The organism is Sphingobium sp. SA916, assembly GCF_002894065.1.
Lineage (GTDB): Bacteria > Pseudomonadota > Alphaproteobacteria > Sphingomonadales > Sphingomonadaceae > Sphingobium > Sphingobium fuliginis.
In genome coordinates this window covers 15,630-41,201 of sequence record NZ_LXYF01000039.1, presented here as the reverse complement: position 1 = coordinate 41,201, position 25,572 = coordinate 15,630, and the positions used below count along the sequence as shown (strand labels likewise).

Annotated in this window: 24 protein-coding genes; 16 read left to right on the top strand and 8 right to left on the bottom strand. The window is 65.6% G+C overall.

What is annotated here, in order from left to right; genetic code table 11:
- Positions 1–5: 5 nt before the first annotated feature.
- Complete coding sequence (locus tag A8G00_RS12050; RefSeq protein ID WP_025548488.1) at positions 6–1,199, bottom strand: aromatic ring-hydroxylating dioxygenase subunit alpha; 1,194 nt, start codon at positions 1,197–1,199, stop codon at positions 6–8.
- A gap of 295 nt (positions 1,200–1,494) precedes the next feature.
- Between A8G00_RS12050 and A8G00_RS12045 the strand changes: the two genes are divergently transcribed.
- The 14 genes from A8G00_RS12045 to A8G00_RS11980 all read left to right on the top strand — a co-directional run bounded on the left by A8G00_RS12045 (position 1,495) and on the right by A8G00_RS11980 (position 14,524).
- Positions 1,495–3,900, top strand: coding sequence for a TonB-dependent receptor (locus A8G00_RS12045; protein ID WP_065847440.1), 2,406 nt, complete (start codon positions 1,495–1,497; stop codon positions 3,898–3,900).
- A gap of 5 nt (positions 3,901–3,905) precedes the next feature.
- The gene (locus tag A8G00_RS12040) at positions 3,906–4,433 is read left to right on the top strand and encodes a nuclear transport factor 2 family protein (protein ID WP_226870204.1); all 528 of its coding nucleotides are present in this window, start codon (positions 3,906–3,908) and stop codon (positions 4,431–4,433) included.
- A 134-nt stretch (positions 4,434–4,567) separates the two neighbouring features.
- Positions 4,568–5,803 carry an aromatic ring-hydroxylating dioxygenase subunit alpha gene (locus A8G00_RS12035; protein WP_099186626.1) on the top strand — a complete coding sequence of 412 codons (1,236 nt, stop codon included), beginning with the start codon at positions 4,568–4,570 and terminating at the stop codon, positions 5,801–5,803.
- A gap of 10 nt (positions 5,804–5,813) precedes the next feature.
- Positions 5,814–6,158 (top strand): hypothetical protein, encoded by a 345-nt coding sequence (locus A8G00_RS12030; RefSeq protein ID WP_103000778.1) that lies wholly within the window; start codon positions 5,814–5,816, stop codon positions 6,156–6,158.
- Between the two features lie 49 nt (positions 6,159–6,207).
- A complete protein-coding gene (locus tag A8G00_RS12025) occupies positions 6,208–7,515 on the top strand; it encodes an acetamidase/formamidase family protein (protein ID WP_099186628.1) in 1,308 nt (435 codons plus the stop codon).
- A 5-nt stretch (positions 7,516–7,520) separates the two neighbouring features.
- Positions 7,521–7,736 (top strand): hypothetical protein, encoded by a 216-nt coding sequence (locus A8G00_RS12020; protein ID WP_025548496.1) that lies wholly within the window; start codon positions 7,521–7,523, stop codon positions 7,734–7,736.
- A gap of 87 nt (positions 7,737–7,823) precedes the next feature.
- Positions 7,824–8,993 carry a muconate/chloromuconate family cycloisomerase gene (locus tag A8G00_RS12015; RefSeq protein ID WP_253257986.1) on the top strand — a complete coding sequence of 390 codons (1,170 nt, stop codon included), beginning with the start codon at positions 7,824–7,826 and terminating at the stop codon, positions 8,991–8,993.
- Between the two features lie 4 nt (positions 8,994–8,997).
- The gene (gene catC / locus A8G00_RS12010) at positions 8,998–9,288 is read left to right on the top strand and encodes a muconolactone Delta-isomerase (protein ID WP_103000776.1); all 291 of its coding nucleotides are present in this window, start codon (positions 8,998–9,000) and stop codon (positions 9,286–9,288) included.
- Positions 9,289–9,313: 25 nt separating this feature from the next.
- The gene (locus A8G00_RS12005; RefSeq protein WP_103000790.1) at positions 9,314–10,204 is read left to right on the top strand and encodes a dioxygenase; all 891 of its coding nucleotides are present in this window, start codon (positions 9,314–9,316) and stop codon (positions 10,202–10,204) included.
- Between the two features lie 15 nt (positions 10,205–10,219).
- A complete protein-coding gene (locus A8G00_RS12000) occupies positions 10,220–11,011 on the top strand; it encodes a CoA transferase subunit A (protein WP_253257985.1) in 792 nt (263 codons plus the stop codon).
- A complete protein-coding gene (locus A8G00_RS11995) occupies positions 11,011–11,667 on the top strand; it encodes a 3-oxoacid CoA-transferase subunit B (protein ID WP_103000775.1) in 657 nt (218 codons plus the stop codon). The genes A8G00_RS12000 and A8G00_RS11995 overlap by 1 nt, the downstream gene beginning before the upstream one ends.
- Positions 11,664–12,866, top strand: a complete 1,203-nt coding sequence (gene pcaF / locus A8G00_RS11990) for a 3-oxoadipyl-CoA thiolase (protein WP_103000774.1) — start codon at positions 11,664–11,666, stop codon at positions 12,864–12,866. The genes A8G00_RS11995 and pcaF overlap by 4 nt, the downstream gene beginning before the upstream one ends.
- The gene (pcaD, locus tag A8G00_RS11985; protein WP_171009923.1) at positions 12,866–13,651 is read left to right on the top strand and encodes a 3-oxoadipate enol-lactonase; all 786 of its coding nucleotides are present in this window, start codon (positions 12,866–12,868) and stop codon (positions 13,649–13,651) included. Before pcaF ends, pcaD begins: the two co-directional genes overlap by 1 nt.
- Before the next feature lie 115 nt (positions 13,652–13,766).
- Positions 13,767–14,524 (top strand): IS5 family transposase gene (locus A8G00_RS11980; protein ID WP_103000773.1). Its coding sequence is split into 2 segments (ribosomal slippage): positions 13,767–14,100 and positions 14,100–14,524, totalling 759 coding nucleotides; the frame shifts between segments, so codons are not numbered across the junction.
- A 16-nt stretch (positions 14,525–14,540) separates the two neighbouring features.
- On the opposite strand, the gene A8G00_RS11975 is transcribed toward A8G00_RS11980, so the two are convergent.
- Positions 14,541–14,840, bottom strand: a complete 300-nt coding sequence (locus A8G00_RS11975; protein ID WP_253257984.1) for a hypothetical protein — start codon at positions 14,838–14,840, stop codon at positions 14,541–14,543.
- Between the two features lie 210 nt (positions 14,841–15,050).
- On the opposite strand from A8G00_RS11975, the gene A8G00_RS11970 reads away from it, so the two are divergent.
- Positions 15,051–15,683: a class I SAM-dependent methyltransferase gene (locus A8G00_RS11970; RefSeq protein WP_244309861.1), complete on the top strand. Its 633-nt coding sequence runs from the start codon at positions 15,051–15,053 to the stop codon at positions 15,681–15,683.
- 74 nt (positions 15,684–15,757) lie between these two features.
- Here A8G00_RS11970 and A8G00_RS11965 read toward each other — a convergent pair whose 3' ends face one another.
- The 3 genes from A8G00_RS11965 to cysD all read right to left on the bottom strand — a co-directional run bounded on the left by A8G00_RS11965 (position 15,758) and on the right by cysD (position 19,492).
- Positions 15,758–16,507 (bottom strand): 3'(2'),5'-bisphosphate nucleotidase CysQ, encoded by a 750-nt coding sequence (locus A8G00_RS11965; RefSeq protein ID WP_099187055.1) that lies wholly within the window; start codon positions 16,505–16,507, stop codon positions 15,758–15,760.
- Positions 16,508–16,509: 2 nt separating this feature from the next.
- The gene (cysN, locus tag A8G00_RS11960) at positions 16,510–18,423 is read right to left on the bottom strand and encodes a sulfate adenylyltransferase subunit CysN (protein WP_044660973.1); all 1,914 of its coding nucleotides are present in this window, start codon (positions 18,421–18,423) and stop codon (positions 16,510–16,512) included.
- A gap of 133 nt (positions 18,424–18,556) precedes the next feature.
- Positions 18,557–19,492 (bottom strand): sulfate adenylyltransferase subunit CysD, encoded by a 936-nt coding sequence (cysD, locus tag A8G00_RS11955; protein ID WP_082165964.1) that lies wholly within the window; start codon positions 19,490–19,492, stop codon positions 18,557–18,559.
- 60 nt (positions 19,493–19,552) lie between these two features.
- Here cysD and A8G00_RS11950 point away from each other — a divergent pair, with 60 nt between their 5' ends.
- Positions 19,553–20,641: a helix-turn-helix transcriptional regulator gene (locus tag A8G00_RS11950; RefSeq protein ID WP_025548512.1), complete on the top strand. Its 1,089-nt coding sequence runs from the start codon at positions 19,553–19,555 to the stop codon at positions 20,639–20,641.
- A gap of 72 nt (positions 20,642–20,713) precedes the next feature.
- Here A8G00_RS11950 and A8G00_RS11945 read toward each other — a convergent pair whose 3' ends face one another.
- From A8G00_RS11945 to A8G00_RS11935, 3 genes are all read right to left on the bottom strand, one after another.
- Positions 20,714–20,929 carry a hypothetical protein gene (locus A8G00_RS11945; RefSeq protein ID WP_103000772.1) on the bottom strand — a complete coding sequence of 72 codons (216 nt, stop codon included), beginning with the start codon at positions 20,927–20,929 and terminating at the stop codon, positions 20,714–20,716.
- Entirely contained in the window at positions 20,919–22,226 is a 1,308-nt protein-coding gene (hemN, locus tag A8G00_RS11940; protein ID WP_103000787.1) for an oxygen-independent coproporphyrinogen III oxidase, read from the bottom strand. The genes A8G00_RS11945 and hemN overlap by 11 nt, the downstream gene beginning before the upstream one ends.
- Positions 22,227–22,703: 477 nt before the next feature.
- Positions 22,704–25,430, bottom strand: coding sequence for a TonB-dependent receptor (locus A8G00_RS11935; protein ID WP_044660972.1), 2,727 nt, complete (start codon positions 25,428–25,430; stop codon positions 22,704–22,706).
- Positions 25,431–25,572 lie beyond the last annotated feature (142 nt).

The window sequence follows — 25,572 nt, the reverse complement described above, 5'->3', positions numbered from 1 at the left end:
CCCCCTCACGCATTGACATATCGGTCGACCACGGCGGCGCTGTGGCGGATGAGGATTTCGTCGTCCTGGAGATTCTGGACGAGCTTGGCGCGGGACTGCATCGCCCTTTGCGTGTCCTCCATGGTGGCGGTGTCCTCCAGCCAGGCGTTGCGCTGGAGCGTCATCGCATGTTCGATGGCCCAGCGTTCGGCGTTGGTCTTTGGCGGGCGGACATAATAGCGGCCCTCCCAGAGCGTGCGGTTATGGGCGATGGGCCAGAATTGGTGGGTGAACCAGATGCCTTCCGACACGTGGATCAGCGTGTTGGGGAAGAGGACGCTGAGTTCGAAGGCGAAATCGTCGCGCTTGTCCGGGTTGATCGCGGGGGGCAGCATGGTTTCGGCGCGCTGGGTGACGAGCGAGGCGCCGGCGATGCTATTGGCGATGCCCGCGACCGGGGTGGGTTTCGCGCCCAGCGTCAGGCAGACGGCGCAGCTGCGGTGCGGGCCCATCAGCTTCACATTTTGCAGCCCGGTGGAGAAGGTGTTGGGGAAGGAGCCGGCATGGATGGTGTCGACATGATAGGCCTCCGCAAAGGCGTCGTGCGCGACCTTCCAATTGCATTCCAGTTCGGTGTGGTAGGTGAACTGGTAGCTGAGTTCGGCAAAGGGGAAGCCCGCGAAATGCGCGGCATAGTCGCCCAGAAAATCGGTCAGGCTGTTGTCCGGATTTTCGGCCAGGTTGACGAAGATGAAGCCTTCCCAGACATCGGTATGGATCGGGGTGAGGCCGTTCCGCTGCCTGTCGAAACATGGGTAGAAGCGTTCCTCGCTCGGCACATGTTTCAGCGCGCCGTCCGCGCCATAGACCCAGCCGTGGAAACGGCAGGTGACGATGGCCGCCTTGCTGCGGCCGAAGGTTTCCGGGCCGGTTTCGGTGACGACGGTGTTGCCGCGATGGGCGCAGACATTGTGATGGGCGCGCACGACATCGTCCTTGCCGCGCATCAGGATGACCGACGTGTCGGCGGCGGCGAGGCGCTTGACCTTGTAATCGCCCCTGTCGGGGATTTCGTCGACGCGGCCGACGCAGAGCCAGACCTTCCTGAATATCTTCTCCCGTTCCCGTTCATACCAGTCCGGGTCGATATAGGGTTCGATGGAGATGGGGCCCGATCCCAGTTCGGGATGTTCGTGTAACCAGCGATGCGCGTCGTTCATCATCCTGTCCTTGCCGTTGCATCGGTTGTCGTTGCGGCTTCCGAATGCGTGAAATCGGCATGGATGATGTCGGCGCGCGCCATGCCCCGCTAGCCCGATCCGGTGCGCCTTAGCCTGGGGGCGCATCAAAGGCGCGGGGGGACGGAAGCGGTGCGGAAGGGCTTTTTCGCGGTTCCTCACTCCGTCGCGCTCAGATGATGAACTTCGCGGGATCAGGCTAGCGCGGCTGGCCGATCTGGGTTCGATTATGGCGGTACCAGAAAAACAAAATGCCAATCGAGACGGGGAGTCAAATATGGAAGATGAAAGCTGCAAACCCATATCGTCCGGCCGCGCGGCCCGGCGTCTGCAATCGGGTTCGGTGCGCGCGCTGGTCGCCGGGCTGGCGCTGGCGTCCGGAGCGCCCGTTCTGGCGCAGCAGGCGCCGGAAGACCCGGCTGCGAGCCAGAATAGCGGTATCGCGGAAATCACCGTCACCGCCCGTCGCCGCGCGGAGTCGCTTCAGGATACGCCGATCTCCATCTCGGCGGTGACTTCGGAAGGTCTGGCGCAGCGGGGGATCGATAATGTCACGCAGATCGGAGACTTCACGCCGAATGTGAAGTTCAACAGTTCGGTGCCGGTATCGGCCAGCAACGCCACGGCGGCGATCTTCATTCGCGGCATCGGGCAGAATGACTATCAGCTTTCCGCCGATCCGGGCGTGGGACTGTATCTGGATGGCGTCTATATTTCGCGGGGGGTCGGCAATGTGCTCGACGTCCTCAATGTCGAGCGGATCGAGGTGCTGCGCGGGCCGCAGGGGACTTTGTTCGGCCGCAACACCATCGGGGGCGCGGTGAGCGTGGTCACGAAGAAGCCCGCCGACGATCCGGGGGCCAGCCTGGAGCTGACGACCGGCAGCTACGACCGGGTGCAGATCAAGGGCTCGATCGACGTGCCGCTGGCCGAGGGGGTCTATACCAGCCTTTCGGGCTTTTATCATATGCGCGACGGCTATGTGAAAGGCACGGTGCCGCTGGCGCCGGACCTGGGCGACACCAATACGATGGCGGGGCGTTTCGCGCTGCGGCTGGAGCCGACGAGCAAGCTTTCCATCAACATCGCCGTCGACGGCACGCGGTCGCGGGAGGAAACCGCGCCCAACGTCATGCTCGCGGTCGATGAGAACGCGCCGGCGGCGCAGGTGTGGAACGGCCTTTATTCGGGCGCGGCGGGCATCTGCACCGACCTGTCCAACCCGGCCCGGCTGTCCGACACGCGCTGTTACAACAGCCAGTGGGCGCAGGCGCCCTATCGCCATGGCGGCACGTTCCGGGCGGTGTCGAGCGTCTTCGACAATTTCGGGAAGCGCCGTTACCAGTCGGCGTCGGACCTCAATATCTGGGGCGTTTCCGGCACGGTGGAATGGCGGCTGGGCGAGAATGTGTCGGCCAAGTCCATCACCGCCTACCGCAAGGTGACGGGTTTCTGGACCCGCGATTCCGATCATAGCCCGGCCAGCATCGTCCAGACCAAGAGCGACTGGAAGCAGGATCAGTTTTCGGAAGAATTGCAACTGATCGGCGATGCGCTCGACAGTCGTTTGAACTGGGTCGTCGGCGGCTATTATTCGAAGGAAAGCGGCAATCACCAGGATCTGGTCAACATTGTCGACGCCGTCTTCATGAGCGGTGCGATCCTCGATGGACGGAGCCTTGCCGCCTTCGGTCAGGCGACGTTCGAGATCGTCCATAATCTCAGCCTGACCGGCGGCATACGCTGGACCGAGGACAAGAAGACATTCGACAATGGCAATCAATATGTCGTGGCGGCGGGCTTCCTGACGGGGCAGCCCTTCAATCCCGACGGGTCGGGGTTGCAGGACGGCGATCCGCTGATGGGCCCGCCCGGACGGACGACGATCAAGGACCGCGCCTGGACGCCGATGGCCAGCCTTTCCTATCGCTGGTCGCCCGAATTCCTGACCTACGCATCCTATTCGCAGGGGTTCAAGGGCGGCGGCTTCACCCAGCGCGTCTTCCCGCCCTTCGCCAATATTCCGTCCTTCCGGCCGGAGACCAGCACCACCTACGAAGTCGGCTTCAAGTCCGACCTGTTCGACCGGCGGCTGCGGGTGAATGGCGCGGCCTTCGTCAACGATTATGACGATCTGCAGATCACCGTGAACGATCCGCGTCTGGGTTTCGCGCCGATCATCCAGAATGCGGCGAAGGCGCGCATCAAGGGGCTGGAGCTGGAAGTGCAGGCCCGGCCGACCGAGGCGCTGAAGCTGGAGGCGGGGCTCGGCTATCTGGACGCGAAATATCGGCAGGTGGACATTCGGGCGCTCAACAGCGGCGTGACCAGGGATTCCCATTTGCAGAATGCGCCCAAATGGACGCTGAGCGCGGGGGCTTCCTACGACATCCGGGTCGACGGGGTGGGCCGGTTCACGCCGCGGGTCGACTGGTCCTACCGGTCGAAGGTCTATAATGACGCGGTGAACAGCCCGCTGCTGATCCAGAAGGGCTATCATCTGGTGAACGCCTCCATCGGCTATAGCGACGAGCCGGAAAGCTGGCTGATCACGCTGGGCGTCAAGAACCTGACCAAGCAAGTCTATCTGGGATCGGGCTTCGTGGATTCCTTCGGCGGGATCACGGAGGGGGCGTTCGGGCGGCCCCGCGAATGGTTCCTGAGCGCGCGGCGGACCTTCTGACAATCATGCGGGCGCCGGTCTTCCCGGCGTCCGCCCTGGCGGGCGAGGACGGCATGGCGGAAATATGGGAACGCAGGGTCGAGCGGCTGGAGGCGTTGCGCGACATCGATGCGCTGATCGTCGACCTTTCGCGGGCCTTCGATGCGGGGCCTTCGGCGGAGATGCTGCGGCCGCTTTTCACCGAGGATGCGGTCTTCCGGGTCGACCGATACGGGCTATTGTCGGGCGGGGACGCCATCGCTGAGGGTGTGGCGGGCAATGCGGAGCAGGGGTTCAGATGGACCCTGCATTATCTGGTTTCGCCCAAGGTGACGCTCGATCCCGCTTATGAGCGGGCGGACGTGGAATTCATGTTGTGGGAGGTTGCGACCTCAGCCAGCGGGCGGGCCTATTGGATCGGCGGGCGCTATGTCGCGGACGTGCGGAAGATGGCGGGCGGCTGGCGGTTCGGTGCGCTGGAACTGCGGGCCGATCTGATCTCCCACTATCCCGATGGGTGGCGGGACAAGCCAGAGGCTTTGGGAGATGCGTGATGTTGGAGCATGTCCTGCCAGGAAAGAGGAGGGCTTCGACAGGCTCAGCCCGAACGGGGGCGGGTCGGCACGCTGTTGCCCTGGGTCCTGTGGCGAAGAAGCGATAGAGTTTACGGGAAATATCGGAGAGTAGGATGACCACGACATGCACGGCGGAAGACTTGCGCCATATCAACCGCAGCGTCGATGATATTCGCGAAGAACTGGGCGTCGATCCGGTCTCGGTGCGGGCGATCAGCGATCCGGCCATTTACGAACTGGAGCGCGAGAAAATCTTCCGCAAGACCTGGCTGAAGGTCGCGACAAGTTGGGAACTGCCCCATGCCGGCGACTATAAGGTCAAGGAACTGCCGGTGGCGGACGCATCCGTGCTGATCGTGCGGGGCAAGGACGGGCGGATCAGGGCCTTCCACAATGTCTGCACCCATCGCGGGAACAAGGTCGTTCCGAGCAGCGGTTTCGAGACTTTCGGGCGGTCGCGCGCCAATGTCGTCACCTGCCGCTTCCATGGCTGGGTGTTTTCGACCGACGGGCCGCTGCGTTCCGTGCCGATGAAGGAGAAGTTCGGCAAGCTGGATACCGCCTGTCTTGGCCTGCGCGAAATCCATTGCGATAGCTGGGAAGGTTTCGTCTTCATCCATTTCGATGCGGAACCGGCGCAGACGTTGACCGAATATCTGGGTGACTTCGGCCGGTTGTTCGGCGGCTATCCCTATGCGGAATCGACCACCGCCTTCCGCTATTCGACGGTGCTGAACTGCAACTGGAAGGTCGCCCATTACGCCTTCAGCGAAGGCTATCATGTGCCGACCATCCATGCCGGGTCGCTGCCGGGCTTCAAGGGGGTGGAGCATGGCGATTTCAAGCTGATGGGGCCGCATGCCTCCTCCACCATCTATGGGGCGGGGATGGACACGGCGCCCTCGACGCTGGCCTTCGCGTCGATGCTGAGCACGACCGAGCGCCATCGCCCGCGGCCCGACCAGTTGCCGCTCGCGATCAACCCGGAGCGGCGGGCGGATTTCCAGTTCGAGCTGCCCAATCTCTTCCCCAATTTCATCATCCATCTGGCGTCGGGCTGCGGCTATCCGGGCATGTCCTTCTTCACGCATCAATTCTGGCCGCTCGACCATGGGCGGACGCTGTGGGAGGGGATCAACTATTTCCGGCCCGCCCAGAATGCGGCGGAACAGGTGGCGCAGCAGCATGTGAACGCGCTGCATCGGAATGCCTGGCTGGAGGATACCGCCACCATGGAGGACACTTTCGCCGGCATCATGTCCGGATCGATCGACGCGATGCAGTTGATGGATCAGGAATTCCTGATCCGCCACGCGGCGCGCACGCTCGACACCTATCTCGCGGCTTGAGGATTTTAGCATGACGGACCTGATACTCCCCGCGCCCTTTGCCGATCTGGCGCCGCTGGCCGCCCATTGGGCGCGGCCCAGCGAGAATGAGCGCAGCGAGATACGCTGGAGCGCCAGCGCCGCCGATTTCAGGGCGCTGTATGAGGCGATGATGCCGCGTCTGGACGCAATATTGCGGCTGTTGTCGGAGCATCCGGCCAGCGGCATGCCGGAGGATGTCCATAATCTCTTCCTACTGGCCTGCGCCTTTGCCGAGGCGTCGCCGCATCATGAGCTTTACGGGGGCAGCAGCGCCGTTCCCTTCAGCTTCGATGCGCGGCGCTTCGTGCGCATGGATGGCGATGCCGCGCTCTGAACGTTCCCACGGAAACTGAGCGGTCCCATAGCAACAAAGGGTAGTTCCAATGTCTGACGCGCGTTCGCATATCGAGGTTCATGACTATAGCGGCGGGATCGTCGGGCCGGGCATCGCGCCGGCCGGGACGGTTCGCGACGGCGGCACCATCCGCACCGGCACGCCGCCGGGCTGCTGGGGGCCGATGATCACGCCGAAATTCCAGGGCGGGCATGAAGTCACCCGTCCCGTGCTGGTTGAAGGGGCGGAGGTCGGGGACGCCATCGCCATCACGCTGAAGACCGTGCGGGTGACGTCGCTCGCCACCTCTTCGGGCGTGATGGAATTTGTCGAGGGGCGCTATGTGGGCGATCCCTTCGTCGCGAAGCTGTGCCCGAGCTGCGGCACGACCGCGCCGTCCAGCCATATCGAAGGCATTGGGGACGAGGCGGTGCGCTGCGACAATTGCGGGGCGGAGGTGAATGCGTTCCGCTTTTCCAACGGCTATGTCATCGTGCTTGACCGGGAAAACAATGTGGCGCTGACCGTGAGCAAGGATGTCGCGGAACGGATCGCCGGGGATGCGCGGAATATTGCGGCCATTCCGGACGGGGCGGGCCAGCATTCGATCCTGGCGCTGGCGCGGGCGGATATTGCGGGCCTGGCGAGCCGCATGCGGCCTTTCCTGGGCAATATCGGCACGGTGCCGTCCCGCGACCTGCCGGATTCGCATAATGCGGGGGATTTCGGGTCGTTCCTGATCGATGCGCCCCATGGCTACAGCTTCACGCAGGAGGAGTTGGACCGGCACAAGACGGACGGGCATATGGACACCAATTCGGTGCGGGAGGGCGCGATCCTCATCTGCCCGGTCAAGGTGCCCGGCGGCGGCGTCTATATGGGCGACATGCATGCGCAGCAGGGCAATGGCGAGATTGCCGGCCATGCCACCGACGTGTCGGGCGTGGTCGAGCTGGAAGTGAAGGTGATCAAGGGGCTGAAGCTGGACGGCCCGATCCTGTTGCAGCATCGCGACGATCTGCCCTTCCTGGCGCAGCCGATGAGCCGGGAGGAGCGCGCGGCGGTCGGGCGGCTGGCCGAGCGCCATGGGCAGAAGGTGATAGAGGACAATGCGCCGATCACCTTCATCGGTTCGGGGCCGACGCTGAACGACGCGACCAGGAACGGGCTGACCCGCGCCGCCGAAGTGACGGGATTGCCCTATGACGAGATCCTCAATCGCGCGACCATCGCCGGGTCGATCGAGATCAGCCGGTTGCCCGGCGTGGTGCGCGTCACCTTCCTCTGTCCGACGCCGATCCTAGAGCGCATGGGCGTGGCGGAGCTGGTCCGCCAGCAATATGGCGCGCAGGCGTGATCGCCATGAGCGGGGCGAAAATGCCGGGATCGGTCGTCATCGGCCGGGATGTGGTGGACCGCATGCTGCATCTGGAGACCGGCCGGACCGACGAGGCGCTGAACGCGCGGTTCGGCATCAGCTATAATAGCTGGCGCAAGATCATCGCGGGGCGGCCGGTCCGGTCGTCCATGGCCGCCCGGCTGGTGCGGCGCGTCGAGAGCATCGAGCCGGGTGTCTGATACCTTGCCGGTATGAAATCGAACCGAAACGGCATTTTCCCTTGCCGATCGGCCTTTCTATCTGTTCCGGACTGCAACGGAGAATTCATGGCGTCCTCCATCACCATCGATAGCGTCGAGGCCTTCATACTCGACGTGCCGACCATCCGGCCGCATGTGCTGTCGGTCGCGACGATGCGGTCGCAGGCGATGGTCATCGTCCGGCTGGTCTGTTCCGACGGGGTGGAGGGGATAGGCGAGGGAACGACCATCGGCGGCCTCAGCTACGGCGCGGAAAGTCCGGAGGGCATCAAGCTGGCCGTCGACACCTATTTCGCGCCGGTCCTGACCGGGGCGGACGCCACGCGCCCGGCCGCGATCATGGCCCGGCTGCGCAGGGAGATCGCCGCCAATCATTTCGCCAGGAACGCGGTGGAGACGGCGCTGCTCGACGCGCAGGGCAAGCGGCTGGGCGTGCCGGTCAGCGAATTGCTGGGCGGGCGGGTGCGCGACCGGTTGCCGGTGCTCTGGACGCTGGCCAGCGGCGATACGGCGCGCGACATAGAGGAGGCGGAGGCGATGCTGGCGTCGCGCCGCCACGACGCCTTCAAGCTCAAGATCGGAAAGCGCCCGCTGGAGGCCGATGTCGCGCATGTGGCGGCGATCAAGAAGGCGCTGGGCGACCGGGCCAGCGTGCGGGTCGACGTGAACCAGGCGTGGAGCGAGGTGACGGCCAAGCGCGGGTTGGCGATGCTGGCCGATGCGGGCGTCGACCTAGTGGAGCAGCCGATCAGGGCGAGCAGCCTTTCGGGCATGGCGCGGCTGACCGCGATGGGCCGCCTGGCAGTGATGGCGGACGAGGCGCTGTACGGGCCGGAGACGGGCTTTGCCTATGCCGCCGCCGGGGCCGCCGACGTGTTCGCGATCAAGATCGCCCAGGCCGGGGGGCTGACGGCCGCCAGGGGGCTGGCGGCCATTGCCGAAGCGGCGGGCGTGGCGCTCTATGGCGGCACCATGCTGGAGGGGGGCGTGGGGACGGTCGCATCGGCGCAGTTGTTCGCGACCTTCGCCGATCTCGCCTTCGGGACGGAGCTGTTCGGGCCGCTGCTGCTGACCGAGGAGGTGCTGGCGCAGCCGCTGGACTATTCCGACTACAGCCTTGCCGTGCCGGACGGGCCGGGCCTTGGCATCGCGCTGAACCCCGACGCGGTCGCCGCCTTCCGCCGAGACGCGCCCGCGCGCACCATCGTCCTTCTTTCCGGACAGGCGAAGGGATAGGCCGATGCTGTTTCACGTCACCATGGATGTCCATGTTCCGCACGGTTACGACCCGGTGCGCTTCGAGCAGTTGAAGGCGGCGGAAAAGGCGCGTTTCCAGCAGTTGCAGCGGGACGGGACATGGCGGCACATCTGGCGGGTGGTGGGCCGGTACAGCAATGTCAGCATCTTCGATGTGGAGGACAATGCGCAGCTCCACGACCTGCTGACCAGCCTGCCGCTCTATCCCTTCATGGAGGTGAAGGTGACGGCGCTGTGCCGCCATCCTTCGTCGCTCCATGACGACGATCGCTGATATTCAAACTTCCGGAGAGGTGAACATGACCGAAGATTTCGTGAACGGCGCAGCGGTCCAGGCCCTGCTCGACCGGGCCAGCGGCCTCGATGCCGAAGGCGGCGACAGGCGGCTGAAGGCCATCGTCCGCGAGCTGGCCGAAGCGGTGATGAGGACCATCGTCCGCCATGATGTGAGCGAAAGCGAATTCTGGGCCGCGATCCAGTATTTCCAGGAAGGCGCCGCCGAATTCGGCCTGATCGTGCCGGGCGTGGGGCTGGAGCATTTCATGGACCTGCTGATGGACGCCCGAGATGCCGAGACGGGCAGGACCGGGGGGACGCCGCGCACCATCGAAGGGCCGCTCTATGTCGCGGGCGCGCCGCTGGTGGAGGGGGACGTCAACCTGAGCGACGATCCCGACGATACCGGCACGCTGTACATGAGCGGCGTGATCAGGGGGCCCGGGGGGGAGCCTGTCGAGGGTGCGATCCTGCACGTCTGGCACGCCAATTCGCAGGGCTGGTATTCGCATTTCGACCCGACCGGCGAGCAGACGCCCTTCAACAACCGCCGCCGCATCCGGATCGGCAGCGACGGGCGCTACAGCTTCCATTCGAAGATGCCCAACGGCTATAGCGTGCCGCCCGGCGGGGCGACCGACCGGCTGATGCGAGCGCTGGGCCGCCATGGCAACCGCCCGGCCCATGTGCATTTCTTCGTCGAGGCGCCCGGCTATCGCACGCTGACGACGCAGATCAACTTCGGGGACGATCCGTTCGCGGCGGACGATTTCGCCTTCGCCACGCGGGAAGGCCTGCTGCCCGTGCCGAACCGGCAGGGCGATGCCGCCACCATCGTCTTCGATTTCGAGCTGCAGAAGGCCGGCGCTTCCACCGAGGAGGGTTTTTCGTTACGGGCCCGCGCAGCGGTTTGAGCAAGAGGCTTTTCCATGCAGAAGATTGTCGATAGTCCGAGGCGCGCGCTGGAAGGCCTGTTGTTCGACGGCATGACGATCATGTCGGGCGGATTCGGGCTTTCGGGCAATCCCGAAAGCCTGATCCCCGAGATCCGGGCATCGGGCGTGAAGGACCTCACCATCATCTCCAACAATGCGGGGGCCGACGGGTTCGGGCTGTGGATGCTGCTGGAGAGCCGCCAGGTGCGCAAGATGATCTCCTCCTATGTGGGGGAGAACAAGCTGTTCGAGAGCCAGTATCTTTCGGGAGAACTGGAGCTGGAGCTGAACCCCCAGGGCACGCTGGCCGAGCGCATCCGGGCGGGCGGCGCAGGCATCCCGGCCTTCTACACCAAGACGGGCGTGGGCACGATGGTGGCGGAGGGCAAGCCGGTCGAGACCTTCGAGGGGGAGGAATATGTGCGGGAGACCTGGCTGCGCGCCGACCTTTCCATCATCAAGGCGTGGCGCGCGGACCCCGCGGGCAACCTGATGTTCCGCAAGACGGCGCGCAACTTCAGCCCGAACATGGCGACGGCTGGCAGGGTCACGGTGGCGGAGGTGGAGGAGATCGTGCCCGAGGGCGGTTTCGACCCCGACTGCATCCATACGCCCGGCATCTATGTCGACCGCATCGTGCTGAGCACCATCAACGAGAAGCGGATCGAGAAGCTGACGACGCGTCCGCGTGAGACCGGGGGGGCGCGTGAGACCGGGGGGGCGCGTGAGACCGGCGGGGCGCGTGAAACCGGGGGCGCGCGCGAGACCGTGGGAGGGGCGGCCTGATGCCCTGGACCCGCGACGAGATGGCGGCCCGCGCCGCGAAGGAACTGCGCGACGGTTATTATGTGAACCTGGGCATCGGCATTCCGACGCTGGTGGCGAACCATGTGCCCCGGGGGGTGAACGTCACGCTGCAGAGCGAGAACGGCATGCTGGGCATCGGCCCCTTTCCCCATGAGGGGGAGGCGGACCCGGACCTGATCAACGCCGGCAAGCAGACGATCACCGCGCTGCCGACCAGCAGCTTCTTCTCCTCCGCGGACAGTTTCGCGATGATCCGGGGCGGGCATATCGACATGGCCGTGCTGGGCGCGATGGAGGTGGCGGCGAACGGCGACCTCGCCAACTGGACCATCCCCGGCAAGATGGTGAAGGGCATGGGCGGCGCGATGGACCTGGTCGCGGGCGTCAAGCGCGTGGTCGTGGTGATGGACCACAGATCGAAGGACGGCAGCCCGAAGATATTGGAGTGCTGCACCCTGCCGCTGACCGGCAGGGGCGTGGTCGACCTGATCGTCACCGATCTGGGCGTGATCGCGGTGGACCGCAGGGCAGGCGGGCTGAGGCTGGTCGAAACGGCGCCGGGCGTCACCGTGCAGGAGATCGCGGCGGGCACCGGCGCGCCGATCGACGTCGCCGGCGTGGCCGTCGCCGCATGAGCGAGGCCTTCCTCTGCGATGCGGTGCGCACCCCCATCGGCCGCTATGGCGGAAGCCTGGCGGGCGTCCGCGCCGACGATCTCGCCGCCATCCCGTTGCGCGCGCTGATCGGGCGGAGCGGCGTCGATCCCGCCGCCGTCGACGACGTGATCCTGGGCTGCGCCAACCAGGCGGGGGAGGACAACCGCAATGTCGCGCGCATGGCCGCGCTGCTCGCGGGGTTGCCCGACAGCGTCGGCGGATCGACGGTCAACCGGCTCTGCGCGTCCGGACTGGACGCCGTGGGCTCCGCCGCGCGGGCCATCCGCGCGGGCGACGCCGAACTGATGATCGCGGGCGGGGTGGAGAGCATGAGCCGCGCCCCCTTCGTCATGCCCAAGCCGGAGAGCGCCTATTCGCGCAGCAATGCGATCCATGACACCACCATCGGCTGGCGCTTCGTCAATCCCCGGATGAAGGCGCTCTACGGCGTCGATTCCATGCCTGAGACGGGCGAGAATGTGGCGGCCGATTTCGGCATATCGCGCGCCGATCAGGACGCCTTCGCCCTGCGCAGCCAGCAGGCGGCCGCCGCTGCGCAGGCATCGGGCTATTTCGCCGAGGAGATCGTGCCGGTCGCCGTCGCGGACCGCAAGGGTCGCGAAACCGCGGTCGACGCGGACGAACATCCCCGCCCGGACACGACGATGGGGATGCTGGCGGCGCTGAAGCCGGTGGTGCGGCCGGACGGCACGGTGACGGCGGGCAACGCATCGGGAGTCAATGACGGCGCGGCGGCGATGATCGTCGCCAGCGAGGCGGCGGCGAAGACCCATGGACTGACGCCCCGCGCCCGCATCCTGGGCATGGCGAGCGCCGGCGTGCCGCCGCGCGTCATGGGCATCGGGCCGGTGCCGGCCACGAGGAAGCTGATGGCGCGGCTGGGCCTGTCCATCGACCGGTTCGACGCCATCGAGCTGAACGAGGCATTCGCCAGCCAGAGCCTGGCGGTGTTGCGCGGGCTGGGCCTTGCCGACGACGACCCGCGCGTCAACGCCCATGGCGGGGCGATCGCCCTGGGCCATCCGCTGGGCATGTCGGGCGCGCGCATCGCGATGACGCTGGTGCATCGTCTGGAACGGACGGGCGGCAGGCTTGGCCTAGCGACGCTGTGCATCGGCGTCGGCCAGGGGCTGGCGCTGGCGGTGGAGCGGGTCTGATGGAGAAGCGGTTCGTCACGACCGGCGACGGATGCCGCATCGCATGGCGGATGGACGGACCGGAGGATGCGCCCGTCCTGCTGCTGTCCAATTCGCTGGGCACCGGGCTGGAGATGTGGACGCCGCAGATGGCGGCATGGACGCGGGCCTTCCGCGTGCTGCGCTACGACCAGCGCGGCCATGGCGCGTCGGATGCGCCGGCGGGCGGCTATTCCATCGACCGGCTGGGGCGGGACGCGATCGAGCTGCTCGATGCGTTGCGGATCGACGCGGTGGATTTTTGCGGCCTGTCGCTGGGCGGGATGGTCGGGCAATGGCTGGGCATAAGGGAGCCGCGCAGGCTGCGGCGGCTGGTGCTGGCCAACACGTCGAGCTTCATGGGGCCGCCCGCCGCCTGGGACGCGCGGATCGCGCTGGTGCGCGAGCGGGGCATGGCGCCGTTGGCGGAGGCTTCGGTCGAGCGCTGGTTCACCGCGGCCTTCGCCGCGCGCGGCGGGGACGCCATCGCGCCTGTCGCCGCGATGCTGCAGGCGACCGATCCGCAGGGCTATGCCGGCTGCTGCGCGGCGATCCGCGACATGGACATGCGGCGGACGGTGACGCTGATCGAGGCGCCGACGCTCGTGATCGGGGGCACGAAGGACCCGGCCACCCCGCCGCCGCACAGCGAGGCGCTGGGCCGGTCGATAGCGGGGGCGCGGCTGACGATGCTGGAGGCGGCGCATCTCGCCAATGTCGAGCAGCCCCAGGCCTTTGCAGAGGCGGTGACGGCGTTTCTTGGCTGAGCCGAAGTCCGTCCTGCCTGGACGGCGTCCTGCTTCACCGAGGGGTCGGTCCTAGGCTCAGGACCCATTGATTGGCAGAGAGCGATGTGATTCAGGCTCCGTGAGGAGACTGAGTATGAGCGACCTGTACTGGCTGACGGACGAGCAGATGACGCGTCTTTCGCCTTATTTCCCCAAGAGCCATGGCAAACCCCGGGTTGATGACCGGCGGGTGCTGAGCGGGATCATCTTCGTCAACCGCAACGGCCTGCGCTGGCGTGATGCGCCCAGGGAATACGGGCCGCATAAGACCTTGTATAACCGCTGGAAACGGTGGGGCGCGATGGGCGTGTTCACCCGCATGATGGAGGGCCTGTCTGCCCAGAAGGCTGAGCCTCAGACCGTCATGATCGATGCAACCTATCTCAAGGCTCACCGCACGGCTTCCAGCCTTGGGGTAAAAAAGGGGATCTCGGCCGTCTGATCGGACGGACCAAGGGCGGCATGAATACCAAGCTTCACGCTGTCACCGATGCCAACGGCCGCCCCTTGAGCTTCTTCATCACGGCCGGCCAGGTCAGCGATTACACCGGCGCGGCAGCCCTGCTCGATGATCTGCCCAAGGCGCAGTGGATGCTGGCTGACCGGGGCTATGACGCCGAATGGTTCAGGGACGCGCTCGAGCAAAAGGGCATCAAGCCCTGCATTCCGGGCCGGAAATCCCGCTCTTTTCCCGTCAATTACGACAAGCGCCGATACAAACGGCGCAACCGCATCGAGATCATGTTCGGCCGCCTGAAAGACTGGCGTCGCGTGGCAACCCGCTACGACCGCTGCCCAACCGTATTCTTCTCCGCCCTCGCTCTCGCAGCCACCGTGCTCTTCTGGCTCTGATCAACGAGTCCTGAGCCTAACGACGGGTCAGGCGGCGGCGGTTCTTGCCCACGGCCTTGCGATAATGGGCGGTGGAAGCGTGCATGACGGAAAGCGGCGTCGCGCCGAGCGCGCCGGTCATCGCCTTCCACTGCAGCAGGGCGGCGGCTTCGATCTTCTCCGCCACCATCTTCTGCGCCTCCAGCGCCGCTGCCGGATTGCCGGCCAACAGCCGGGGCAGGCGAAGGCCGATCACCATCGCCGCCTCCAGGCCGAGGCTCCAATAGCCCAGCGCCACGCTCATCGGGTCCACCTGCTGCATGTCGATTGTCTCCATTGCCTTCCGGCGATGACGCCCGAGTCCTTAAAGTCGATCCCTGCGATAGCGCAATGGTGCGCGCTGTCACCCTTCTTCCGCCGGGCGGCGGCCGGTTCCTGATCCATGTAAGGCGGTTTTCGAGGAACCCGCCTCCGATCCCATGGGTTTTCCGGGCAAGCTTCGATGCGCGGGCATTGCGGCATCACAGGACGGGAGAGTGAAGCAATCGTGGCGACATCGTTCGAAGACAGGGTGGCGCGGGGCGCATGGGGCGCCGCCGAGGGCCGCGGTCCGGAATATCTGGCTCTCGCCTTTCGGGAGTTCTTCAGGAATCCGATGGCGGTCGGCTCCGCCTTTCCCGCTTCGCGCTATCTGGTCGAGCGCATGCTGTCCCCCATCGACTGGGGCCGGATGGATTGCGTGGTCGAATATGGGCCGGGCACGGGCATTTTCACCCGCGCCCTGCTGGACCGGCTGCCGGGCCATGCGCGGTTGCTGGCCATCGACACCAGCGCGGGCTTCATCGATCATCTGCGCGAGGCGACGCCCGACAGGCGGCTGATCGCCGTTACCGGTTCCGCCGATGCCGTGCGCGCCATCATGGCCGATCATGGGCTGGACGAGGCGGATTGCATCCTGTCGGGCCTGCCCTTCTCCACTCTGGCGCCGGACCGGGCGGAGCGGCTGATGGAGGCGAGCGCGCGGGCGCTGGCGCCGGATGGACGGTTCCTCGCCTATCAGATGCGGAAGGCCGTGCAGCCCCTGCTGGAGCGGCGGTTCGAGACGGTCCAGACGGGTTTCGAATGGCGCAATGTGCCGCCATGCCATCTTTACTGGGCGGCGCGTCCGTTCAGGGGATAATGGGCGGGACACCCGCCTGCGGGAGAGGGGGAATTCCGGCCCCCTCCCCATTTCGTCCTTTTGCGGCGGGGACTTCAGTTGCCGGTGGGGGCCAGGTCGGCGATCAGGTCCAGCACCTGGCGCGCATGGTCCTTCCGGCAGATGAGCAGGTCCGGCAGATAGACGTCCTCCCGGTTGTAGACGAGCGGCGATCCGTCGAGGCGGCTGCAATGGAGGCCATGGGCGAGGGCGACGGCGACCGGGGCGCAGCTGTCCCATTCATATTGGCCGCCCGAATGGAGATAGATGTCGGCCTGTCCCAGGATCACCGCCATCGCCTTTGCGCCCGCGCTGCCCATGGGGACGAGTTCGGCGTCCAGCCTTTCCGCGACGGCGACCGCTTCGGCGGCGGGGCGGGTGCGGCTGATCACCATGCGCAGCTTTTCCGGTGCGGGCGGAATGGGGCGGGGCTGGTCGGTGCGCAGCACGATGCCGCCGTCGAGGCCGGGCAGCGCCACCGCGCCCACCGTCGCCGCGCCGTCCACCGACAGGCCGACATGCACCGCCCAGTCGGCGCGTTCCTCCCCATATTCGCGCGTGCCGTCGACCGGATCGACGATCCAGACGCGCGACTTGCCGAGGCGGGAGCCGTCGCACTTCATCTCCTCCGACAGCAGGCCATCCTCCGGGCGCTGTTCGCGCAGGGCATGGACCAGGAACTGGTTGGCGGTCTGGTCGCCCGCCTTGCCCAGCGCCCCGGCGCTGAACAGGCCGCTGTCGCGCACCGTGAGCAGCAGGCGCCCCGCAATGTCGGCCAGATGGGCGGCGAGATCGGCGTCGGTCATGCTCATGGGATCAGCCTCGCGATGATGGCTTCGGCCGCTTCTTCGGCGGTCATGGCGGTGGTGTCGATCCGGATTTCCGGATTTTCGGGCGCTTCATAGGGGCTGTCGATGCCAGTGAAATTCTTGAGCTCGCCGGACCGCGCCTTGCGGTAGAGGCCCTTGACGTCGCGCGCCTCCGCATCGGCGAGGGGGGTGTCGATATGCACTTCGATGAACTCGCCCGGCTTCATCATCTGGCGCACCATCTCGCGTTCAGCGCGGAAGGGCGAGATGAAGGCGGTGATGACGATCAGGCCGGCGTCGGTCATGAGCTTCGCCACCTCGCCCACGCGGCGGATATTCTCCACCCGGTCGGCGTCGGTGAAGCCCAGATCCTTGTTCAGCCCATGGCGGACATTGTCGCCGTCGAGCAGGAAGGTGTGGCGGTTCATCCGCGCCAGCTTCTTTTCGACAAGGTTGGCGATGGTCGACTTGCCCGCCCCCGAAAGCCCGGTGAACCACAGCACGGCGGGCTTCTGGTTTTTGAGGCCCGCGTGGAATTCGCGGGTGACGTCGGTCGCCTGCCAATGGACGTTCTGCGCGCGGCGAAGCGAGAAGTGCAGCATGCCTGCCGCCACGGTGGCGTTGGTGATCTTGTCGATCAGGATGAAGCCGCCCAAGGTCCGGTTCGTCTCATAGGGTTCGAACACGATCTGGCGGTCGGTGGACAGGTTGGCGACGCCGATGGCGTTCAGCTCCAGCGTCTTGGCCGCCAGATGCTCCATCGTGTTGACGTTGACCTGATATTTGGGCTGCTGGATCGTGGCGGTGACGGTCTGCGTGCCGATCTTCAGCCAATAGGGGCGGCCGGGCAGCATTTCCTCATCCGCCATCCAGACGATGGTCGCCTCGAACTGGTCGGCGGCCTGGGGCGGGTTGTCGGACGCCGCGATCACGTCGCCGCGCGAGCAGTCGACCTCATCTGTGAAGCAGAGCGTGACGGACTGGCCGGCGACGGCTTCGTCAAGGTCGCTATCCAGCGTCACGATGCGGCTGACGGTGCTGGTCTTGCCCGACGGCAGGACGCGGATGGCGTCGCCCTTGCGTATCGTGCCGGTGGCGATCTGGCCGGAAAAGCCGCGGAAGTCGAGATTGGGGCGGTTGACCCACTGCACCGCCATGCGGAACGGCTTGAGCTGGTCGGAGACCTGATCGACCTCGACCGTTTCCAGATGCTCGATCAGCGCGGGCCCCTTGTACCAGGGGGTGTTTGCCGACGGGCCGGTGATATTGTCGCCCTTGAAGCCGGAAATGGGCATGGCCGTGAAGGCCTTGATGCCGATGCTATGGGCGAAATCGGTATAATCCTTGACGATGCCGTCATAGACCGCCTGGTCATAGTCGACCAGGTCCATCTTGTTGATGGCGAGGACGATGTTCCTGATGCCAATGAGGTGCGCCAGATAGCTGTGGCGGCGGGTCTGCGTCAGCACGCCCTTGCGCGCGTCGATCAGGATGACGGCAAGGTCGGCGGTGGACGCGCCCGTCACCATGTTGCGGGTGTACTGCTCATGGCCGGGCGTGTCGGCGACGATGAACTTGCGCTTTTCGGTGGCGAAGAAGCGATAGGCGACGTCGATGGTGATGCCCTGTTCCCGCTCTGCGGCGAGGCCGTCGACGAGGAGAGCGAAGTCGATCTCCTGCCCCTGGGTGCCGACGCGCTTGCTGTCCGCTTCGAGGGCGGCGAGCTGATCCTCGAAGATCATCTTGCTGTCGTAGAGCAGGCGGCCGATCAGCGTCGACTTGCCGTCGTCCACCGACCCGCAGGTGATGAAGCGCAGCATCGTCTTGTGCTGGTGCACCTCCAGATACTGGTCGATGTCCTCCGCGATGAGGGCGTCGGTCTTGTAGATGGGGTCGTCGAGCGTGTCGGTCATGTCATCTGTCCCGTCATGCCAGCGGAGGCTGGCATCTGGTTGATCTGGGTCGAAGGGTCGGTCTGCGAGAGGGTCTGCCATGGGGCCTGAGATCCCAGCGTTCGCTGGGATGACGGCTTGGGGTGGCGGCTCGTCAAAAATACCCCTCCTGCTTCTTCTTCTCCATGCCCGCGCCGCCTGCGTCCTTGTCGATGGCGCGGCCCTGCCGTTCCGATGTGGTGGTGAGCAGCGTTTCCTGGATGACCTCCGGCAAGGTCTTCGCCTCGCTCTCGACCGCGCCGGTCAGCGGGTAGCAGCCCAGCGTGCGGAAGCGGATCGAGCGCATCACCGGCTCCTCGCCCGGTTTCAGCGGGAAGCGTTCGTCATCGACCATCAGCAGCATGCCGTCGCGCTCCACCGTCGGGCGTTCCTCCGCGAAATAGAGCGGCACGATGGGGACGTCGTTCAGGTGGATATATTGCCAGATGTCCAGCTCGGTCCAGTTGCTGATCGGGAAGACGCGGATGCTCTCGCCCTTGTTCTTGCGGGCGTTGTAGAGGTTCCACAGTTCCGGCCGCTGGTTCTTGGGGTCCCAGCCGTGCGAGGCGGTGCGGAAGGAGAAGATGCGTTCCTTCGCCCGGCTCTTTTCCTCGTCGCGGCGGGCGCCGCCGAAGGCCGCGTCGAAGCCGTAGAGGTTGAGCGCCTGCTTCAGCCCCTCCGTCTTCCACATGTCGGTGTGCAGCGGGCCGTGGTCGAACGGGTTGATGCCGCGTTCCTGCGCTTCGGGATTTTGATAGACGAGCAGTTCCATGCCCGATTCCCGCGCCATGCGGTCGCGCAGCTCGTACATCGCCCTGAATTTCCAGGTGGTGTCGACGTGCAGCAGCGGGAAGGGCGGCGGCGAGGGGTAGAAGGCCTTGCGCGCCAGATGCAGCATCACGGCCGAGTCCTTGCCCACGCTGTACAGCATCACCGGCTTTTCGGCCTCCGCCACCACTTCGCGCAGGATATGGATGCTTTCCGCCTCCAGACGCTCCAGATGCGTCAGCCTTTTCGAATCGATCATGTTCACCGCCTTGTTTCGTGACAGCCTGATGGCAGAAGTGGCGAAGCTCTGGACCTCCCATATGGGAGGATATACATATTAGCCATGCGACTGGACGACGGCGGATTATTGGCGGCTCTCCATGAGGGTATGTTCGAGCAACCCCTTTGGCACGGGTTCCTCGACAGGCTGCGCGCGCGGTCGGGGGCCGCCTATGCCAGCCTGGCCTTCCGCCCGGTGGATGAGGAGCGGATCGTCGAACTCTATGCCGGGCCGCCGACGCCGCTGCATCTCGACCGGCTGTTCAACCAGAAATATGGGCGCGATCCGTTGCCCTATCGGCGGATGCGGGAGGCGCGGGTCTATACGCTGGACGAACTGCTCGACCCCGGCGACAGGGTGCAGCAAGGCTATCGCGCCGAATTTCTGGAGCCGCTGGGCATCACCAACATGCGTTCGGTCCGCGTCACCGAGCCGAGCGGCATGGACGCCTGGCTGAGCTGCGCGGGGGGGCGGGAAGTGGGGTCGGGCGTCGGCGCGCTGCTGACCGCGCTGGTGCCGCATCTGCGCATCGCGCTGCGCAGCTTCGTCGCCTTCGAGCGGGAGAAGTTCCGTTCCTCGGTCAATTCGGAGGCGTTCGGGCGGCTCAATTTCGGCTGGCTGACGCTGGACGCCCAGTGCCGCATCGTCGACATGACGCCGCATCTGGAGCAGCTTTTCCAGCGGTCGCGGCTGTTGCGCCGGGGGCGTTATGACCGGCTGACGCCGGCTTCCCCGGCGGTCGACCGGGAACTGACCGCCTTGGTCAAGAGCTTCGCGGCGGATCGGGACGCGCGGCCGAGGGCGATCAACCTGAGCCGCGATCCGTTGATGGACATGCTGGTGCGGCCGATCCAGGACCGGTCGCTGTCCGCCCAGTCTGCGCCTGTCGCCATCGCCTATATCAGCGGGGACCGCTGGTCGCAGGCGGACCGGTGCGACCAGCTGGTCGACCTGTTCGGCCTGTCGCCCAGCGAGGCGCGGCTGGCCTGGGCCATTGCGCAGGGCATGTCGATCAGCGAGGCGGCCGCCGATCTGGGGCTGACGGTGGAGACGGCGCGGAATTATTCGAAGAAGATCTACGCCAAGACCGGAGCGCGGGGGCAGGCGGAACTGGTGCGCTATATTCTGACGAGCGTGCTGGCCCTGGCCTGATGGGGTTTGGCGGTGCGGGCGGTTGCCGTTAAGCGCAAGGTGCTCCTGCCTGCGCAGGAGCACGTGGTCGTGTCACCGGCAGGTTTCGCTGCGGATTTTCTTCCGGTCGCAGGGGATGACATGGCAGGGGGCGTTCTTGTCGTCCGGGGTGGCGGGCTTGCGCTGCCAGGGGGGCGTCCAGCCCGGCGGCGCGGAGCCGCAATACCAGCGGTTCGGCATGGCGGCGGCGGGCGCATGGACTGTCGTCAGCGGGATGACGGCCAGCAGGGCCAGCGCGCTAGACCGCATGGCTGAAGCGCTTTTCCGCCGGTTCCAGCCAGGCGTCGAAGCAGGCGGCGATGCTGCGCGCATAGGGCAGCGCGTCCCGCGTCAGCGCCACCCGGCCTTCGCTGACGCGGACAAGGCCCAGTTCCTCGAAGCGGCTGAAATCGGGCATGGGATGAGCGGTGCCGACATGCGCCTCGCCCTGGCAGAGCAGGGCCTCGATCATGCGGCCGCGGCGGCGGTCCTCCGGCGTGCGCGGCGTGCCGCGGGTGGCGGATAATCGGCCCGCATCGGCCAGTTCGCGCCAGGGACCGGCCTGTTTCTCATTCTGGACGATGAGGTCGGGGAATTGGCTGATCGCGCTGGCGCCCAGACCCAGCAATATCTCCGCCGGGTCGTCGGTGAAGCCCTGGAAATTGCGGCGCAGCGTGCCTAGGCGGGCGGCGCGGGCCATGCCGTCTTCGGGCAGGGCGAAATGGTCGAAGCCGATAGGTACATAGCCCGCGCCGGTCAGCGTCCCATGGCCCTGCGCCGCCATGGCGAAGCGGGTGGCGAGATCGGGCAGGTCGCTGGCGTCGATGCGGCGCTGGCGGGGCAGCAGCCGGGGCATATGGGCATAGCCGAACAGGGCGATGCGGGCGGGCCGCAGGGCGATGGCGGCCTCCAGCGTCGCGGCGAGGTCATCCGGCGTCTGGCCGGGCAGGCCGTACATCAGGTCGAAACCCGTCGCGATGCCGGCGGCGCGAAGCCGGTCGACGGCGCGCTCCACCATGTCGAGCGGCTGGATGCGGCCGATCCGCGCCTGGACATGCGGGGTGAAGGTCTGGACGCCGAGGTTCGCCCGGTCGACGCCCATGGCGGCCATGGTCGCGATCCATGGCCCATCGAGGCGGCGGGGATCGAGTTCGACCGACAGTTCGGCATGATGCGCATCGAAGCAGAGCAGCAGTTGCTGGAGCAGCCGGACGAAATCGACCAGCGGCAGGCTGTTGGGGCTGCCGCCGCCGAAGGCGATGCGCTGCACCCGGCCCTTGCCGTTCAGCCGGGCGGCGACGGTCGCAATCTCCCGCTCCAGCGATTCGACATAGGCGGTGAGGCGCTGGACGCGGTTCGCCGCGCCCGTGTTGCAGCCGCAATACCAGCATATGTCGTGGCAATAGGGGATGTGGACGTAGAGGGAGAGCGGGTCGTTCCTTTCCACCCCGTCCAGCCGGGCGGCAAGCTCCGCCGCGCCGACATCGCCGTTGAACTGCGCGGCGGTGGGATAGCTGGTGTAGCGCGGCACGGGCCGGGCGAGCAGGTCGGGATGGTAGGTCCACATCATTTCCACTCAGGAACGCGCCGAATATCTGCCAAAAGCCACGGATTTCCGCAGCATTCGGCTTGTTGCCGCGCTCTGTTCGCCAGCGCAGGGGATTTCGCGGCACGATGCGCGATGAACATGGCGATAGCTCCGTCGAAGAGATGTCTGACGCTTCAGCTGGTGTCGGTCACAAGCGTTGAAAGCCATGTAGCCGAATGATCGCCAGCGCGTCTTGATGTGCCTCAAAATCAACGGCGATACTCTGGGAAGCCTTCGTTTATGGATGGTGCGCGGCGGTCGGCATCACGCAGGGCAGGGACGTAGGTCCTACCTGACTATCGATCGGCGAATTCCACGGCAAAGGTGGACGGTGAAGTTGCGGCGCATGATCTGGAAAAAAAAGGGCGGAACGGCCATCGCCGTCCCGCCCGATCCGCCGGGGGCATTGGAGGGGTAGGGCGGCGTGCAGTCCGCCCCGCCCCCGGAAGGGTGGCGTCAATATTTCACGCGGACGCTCGCACCGTAGAACTTGTCATCGATGCGGATGTCGTGCGGGAAGGCCGGCGAGTCGAAATAGCTGTAATATTTGCCGCCGTTCACATTCACGCCGTCCACCGTCACGGTGATGTTCGGCGTCACGTCATAGCCGACCGAGAAGTCGAGGCGGCCATTGGATTTGACCTTGTTGAACTGGCTGTCGTAATCCGGGCTGGTAAGGGTGCCGGCGCCGAACAGCGACTCGTTGTAACCCGAGCGCCATGTATAGACGACGCGCGCGGTGATGCCGTACTTCTCGTAGAGCGCACCGGCGGTGTAGCTATATTTGGAGACGCCGAGCAGTTCCTTGCCTTCCAGCGGATCGCCGGGGGTCGTCACCTCGCTGTCAGCGAGGGTGAAGGTGCCCATCACGCCCAGGCCATCGAAACCTTCCGGCAGGAAGTCGAAGAAGGCCTGGCCCGCGACTTCGATGCCCTTGAGCTTGGAGGACCCGAGGTTGCGCGGTTGGGTGATCAGGTAGGTCTGGCCGTTGATGACCTGCACCGAGTTGGAGGGCGCGACGCGATCCTTCAGCTTGCGGTAATAGCCGGCGACCGAGACATAGCTTGACCGGCCGAAATAATATTCGGCGGTGACGTCGAAATTGTCGGACATCTGCGCCTTGAGGTCCGGGTTGCCGCCCGAACCGGCCAGCCTGACGTTCGGGTTGCCACCGGGAGCCGCCAGCGACAGGCCGGGGTTGAGGTCGCCAAAGGTCGGCCGCGCGACGGTCTTGGCGTAGCTCGCGCGGAACTGCAGGTTCGGCGTGGCGCGGAAGCGGATGCTGGCGTTCGGAAGGGCGTAGAAGTCACGGGTGCCCCGGCTGATCGGATTGAACAGGTCGGTATTGTTCGGACCCGCGCCGATCACGCGCGAGGTGCCGTCCAGCGTGCGCTTGGTGTCGACCAGGCGAACGCCGACCAGGCCGTCGATCAACGAGGACCCGCCGAGGTCGATCTGATACTTGCCCTGAATGTAGGCCGCCCAGGTCTTCTCGGCCGCTTCATAGTTGCGCGTGGGGTCCCAGGCGGGATCGCCGGCGGGGGCGCCATAGAGTGCGCGCAGGTCATCCGTGTTGCTGAGCAGATAGTCCGGGTTCGGCGTGTACCAGTGGGCCCCGTTGTTGATGTACGGGATCGAGTCCGGCGAAAGCACCATGAAGTCCGACGGCAGGCCCACCGAGGAGACCAGCGTGGCGCGGTTCGCCCCAGGGAAGTTCGGACCGCCCGCAACCGCGCGGAACGTTCCGGTGCGGTCGGAATAGCGCAGGCCGACCTGGAACTGGCGCAGGAAATTGCTTTCGATGTCGAAGGCCGAGTCGAGCTTGAACGCATATTGGCGGCTGTTCGACTTGCTCAGATCCTGGAACAGCGAGTTCGCGAAGACGAAGCCGTCGGGATTGCCGAGCGGATCGCCCTGCATGACGGTGGTGCCGTGGCCGCCGTCATTGACGATGATGTCCACCGACGCGCCATGCTTGGCGGTGTCGACGATGATCGTGCGGTTCGCGTTCTTCGACTGGATGTAGCTGCCGTCGAAGACCAGATGCACCGTGTCGCTGTCCCATTTGAGACCGCCGCCGAACACATATTGGTCGGTGCGCTGCTTCTTCGCCTGGGTGCTGGTGAGCACGTCCACGCCGTTGAACGTGGCCGACTTGCCAATGCAAAGATTTTCGATCCGGTTATTGGGATTGTCTGCATCGGTCGTCGGAAAGCCTCCGGCATCGACCAGCCCGGAAAAGCAATCATTGCCTGCGACCGCATTGGTGATCGAACTGCCCGCAAACAGGTCCGAGAAGATGAAGTTCGTCGCGAAGGTCGAGCGATAGCCGGTGTAGAGGCCATCGAGATAGAATTGCAGTTCCGGCGTGATCTGCCACTGGAAGGCGGCGTTGACCTGCGGGCGGGTGTTGTGGCCGGTATCGGTCAGGCCGCCGACGCAGGTGGGCAGGACGATGTTCGCGGCGCCCGCCGGGCCATGGTTGCTCGACCGCGGATCGCAGTTGAAGGAGATCGGGCGGCTGAAATTGTTGCGCCCATAGGAAACGTCGACCAGCAGGCCCATTTCGCCGTCGCCCGCATCCCAGCGGTTCGAGACGAGAAGACCGCCGGTATAGCTGGTCTCGCCGGAAATGTCGCCGCGATAGACGCGGCCGTTGGCGGCGACCGTGAAGCCCTTGCTGAAATTGAAGGGCTTCTGCAGCTTCATGTCGATGACGCCCGCGACGCCGCCTTCGATCAGATTGGCGGAGTTCGACTTGTAGACGTCGATGCCGCCGATCGCTTCGGCGGGCAGGTCCTGGAACGAGAAGCCACGGCCGACGCCGGTGAAGATCTCCCGCCCGTCCAGCGTGGTCAATATGTCCCCGATGCCGCGAATGATCGGATTCTGGATTTCGTTGTTGAAGCCGTTCTGCACCTGCACGCCCGCGATGCGCTGAAGCGCGGAGGCGACCGAGGTGTCGGGCAGCTTGCCGATGTCCTCCGCCACGATCGAGTCGACGACGAGGTCGGAATTCCTCTTCACATTGCGCGCGGCTTCAAGGCTGGCGCGTTGGCCGGTGACGATGATGTCGGCGCTATCGTCGGCCGGCGCGGCCGCGTCCTGCGCATGGGCCGGTATGCCGGCGAAGATCGCCAGTGCGGAAGACGTCCAGATAAGTGAGCGGGCGATACGGTTCATGGTCCTCCCCTTCGAACAGCAGCTCGGCCCTGTGTTGGGCCTTGGTGGGGCTCATAACCCTCGCGGTCTGATCGGACAAGACATATTTGTAGGATAAATAGGTTGCCTGTATGAAAAGCCGATGGTAGCGGCATCCTTAACA

Coding starts and splice junctions, on each gene's coding strand:
- A8G00_RS11975 (WP_253257984.1), bottom strand. CDS start 14,840: ATGGAGACAATCGACATGCAGCAGGTGGACCCGATGAGCGTGGCGCTG.
- A8G00_RS12045 (WP_065847440.1), top strand. CDS start 1,495: ATGGAAGATGAAAGCTGCAAACCCATATCGTCCGGCCGCGCGGCCCGG.
- A8G00_RS12025 (WP_099186628.1), top strand. CDS start 6,208: ATGTCTGACGCGCGTTCGCATATCGAGGTTCATGACTATAGCGGCGGG.
- A8G00_RS11995 (WP_103000775.1), top strand. CDS start 11,011: ATGCCCTGGACCCGCGACGAGATGGCGGCCCGCGCCGCGAAGGAACTG.
- A8G00_RS11965 (WP_099187055.1), bottom strand. CDS start 16,507: ATGACCGACGCCGATCTCGCCGCCCATCTGGCCGACATTGCGGGGCGC.
- A8G00_RS12020 (WP_025548496.1), top strand. CDS start 7,521: ATGAGCGGGGCGAAAATGCCGGGATCGGTCGTCATCGGCCGGGATGTG.
- pcaD (WP_171009923.1), top strand. CDS start 12,866: ATGGAGAAGCGGTTCGTCACGACCGGCGACGGATGCCGCATCGCATGG.
- A8G00_RS11945 (WP_103000772.1), bottom strand. CDS start 20,929: ATGCGGTCTAGCGCGCTGGCCCTGCTGGCCGTCATCCCGCTGACGACA.
- catC (WP_103000776.1), top strand. CDS start 8,998: ATGCTGTTTCACGTCACCATGGATGTCCATGTTCCGCACGGTTACGAC.
- pcaF (WP_103000774.1), top strand. CDS start 11,664: ATGAGCGAGGCCTTCCTCTGCGATGCGGTGCGCACCCCCATCGGCCGC.
- A8G00_RS12000 (WP_253257985.1), top strand. CDS start 10,220: ATGCAGAAGATTGTCGATAGTCCGAGGCGCGCGCTGGAAGGCCTGTTG.
- A8G00_RS11950 (WP_025548512.1), top strand. CDS start 19,553: ATGCGACTGGACGACGGCGGATTATTGGCGGCTCTCCATGAGGGTATG.
- A8G00_RS12040 (WP_226870204.1), top strand. CDS start 3,906: ATGCGGGCGCCGGTCTTCCCGGCGTCCGCCCTGGCGGGCGAGGACGGC.
- A8G00_RS12050 (WP_025548488.1), bottom strand. CDS start 1,199: ATGAACGACGCGCATCGCTGGTTACACGAACATCCCGAACTGGGATCG.
- A8G00_RS12015 (WP_253257986.1), top strand. CDS start 7,824: ATGGCGTCCTCCATCACCATCGATAGCGTCGAGGCCTTCATACTCGAC.
- cysN (WP_044660973.1), bottom strand. CDS start 18,423: ATGACCGACACGCTCGACGACCCCATCTACAAGACCGACGCCCTCATC.
- A8G00_RS12030 (WP_103000778.1), top strand. CDS start 5,814: ATGACGGACCTGATACTCCCCGCGCCCTTTGCCGATCTGGCGCCGCTG.
- hemN (WP_103000787.1), bottom strand. CDS start 22,226: ATGTGGACCTACCATCCCGACCTGCTCGCCCGGCCCGTGCCGCGCTAC.
- A8G00_RS12035 (WP_099186626.1), top strand. CDS start 4,568: ATGACCACGACATGCACGGCGGAAGACTTGCGCCATATCAACCGCAGC.
- A8G00_RS11935 (WP_044660972.1), bottom strand. CDS start 25,430: ATGAACCGTATCGCCCGCTCACTTATCTGGACGTCTTCCGCACTGGCG.
- A8G00_RS12005 (WP_103000790.1), top strand. CDS start 9,314: ATGACCGAAGATTTCGTGAACGGCGCAGCGGTCCAGGCCCTGCTCGAC.